We start from the raw sequence: 1457 nt of genomic DNA, 5'->3' as shown, positions 1-1457 counted from the left end.
GGGTCAGCCGCCGTGAGCCGTGCCCAGCCGGGCGAGTTGGCGCAGCACCGCCGATCGTCCGGTGCGCGGCACCGTCCACAGGGTCTGGCCCCGCACCCCCCAGTCGGCCAACAGGGCGTTCGCGGCCATGAACCCGCTGGTGGCGGCCCGCTCCATCAGAGCGACCGGCAGTTCGGTACGGACCAGGTCGCCCGCGACCACCACGGTCGGGTGAGGTGTGCGTACGGCGGGACGGTCGCGGTAGCCGCCCACGGGGAAGTGCGGGCAGTCCGCCCGCCACTCGTGCCGGGAGTCCACCACCCGGACCCCTGCGGTCTCCGGGTAGACCCGGTGCAACTGGCGTACCAGCTCTGCCTGTACGGCCGGCCGGTCCGCGTTCGGTGCCACCGCGTACGCGTGCAGCTCCACCACCGAACCGCCGGTGCGGCGGGACCACCGCAGGGCCTCACCCTCCCAGCGCTCCAGGACGCTCACGTTGTCCAGCGGGCCGTACCCACTGGTGCCGAGGAAGCCCGGGCGGTCCGCCGCCACGGGCCGCTCCAGCCAGAGCCGCGACACCAGGAACGGCGGGGCCGTGCGCAGCCGTGCCAGCCTGCCGCGCCACCGGCCGTCGCCGAGTCCGGGAGAAGCCGCCACCAGGTGGCGCAGCCCGCCGGAGTCGAGGGCCAGCACCACCGCGTCCCTGCGCCGGGTGCGGCCGTCCGCCGTGACGTCCAGCCCGCCGTCCGGGGCGGGGGTCACGCTCTCCACCGTCGAGCCGGTCCGCACTCGCACCCCGTGCTTCTCCAGATATTCGTGGAGCGGGTCCCAGAGTGCCTGCGGGTACGGCTCCGCCGGTACGTCGAAGAGCAGCCCCTCGCTGGAACCGAGGAAGTAGATGTGGAACATCAGGACCAGTTCGGCGGCGGACAGGTCGCCCGGATCGGCGAAGAAGCTCCGCGAGAACACCTCGAAGGCCAGATGGTGCGCGGCCTCCGGGAAGCGGACCCGCGTCAGGAAGTCGCGGGCGCTGACCCGGTCCAGCCGCTCGTACACCTCGGGGACGCGGACGTCGAGCAGCGGCAGCGCGGCGCGCGGGTTCATCCGCAGCAGGTCGCGCGCCCCGAAGGAGGGGCTGAGGGCGACGAACCCCATCGCGCTGAGCGGAGGGGTGCGCGGTACCCGGGCGAAGCTGTCGTACATCCCGTCGCTGTGCCGCAGCGGATAGTCCGGCACGGCGGTGAGCGACTCCAGCCCGGGGTCGACCCGACGGAGTAGCCCGCGCAGGTTGTAGTACTGGCGGAAGAAGGCGTGGAAACCCCGGCTCATGGTGACCGAGGAGCCGTCCGCCAGTTCGGTGGACCACCCCGCGAGCCGCCCGCCGAGCGTGGGTTCCCGTTCGTGGAGAGTGACCCGCGCGCCGCGCTCGGCCAGCAGGGTGGCCGCCGCGAGCCCGGCGATGCCGCCGCCGACCACCG

General features: G+C 73.8%; 1 protein-coding gene. It reads right to left on the bottom strand.

Translation table 11 applies throughout. The annotated features are described in order from the left end of the window. Positions 1–3 precede the first annotated feature (3 nt). Complete coding sequence (locus tag ACWD3D_RS37055; RefSeq protein ID WP_451465022.1) at positions 4–1455, bottom strand: FAD-dependent oxidoreductase; 1452 nt, start codon at positions 1453–1455, stop codon at positions 4–6. Between the last annotated feature and the right edge of the window lie 2 nt (positions 1456–1457).

It is taken from the genome of Streptomyces sp. NPDC002690 (genome assembly GCF_053592415.1).
The sequence above is the reverse complement of the archived record's forward strand: the minus strand, read 5'-3'. Positions and strand labels throughout refer to the sequence as shown.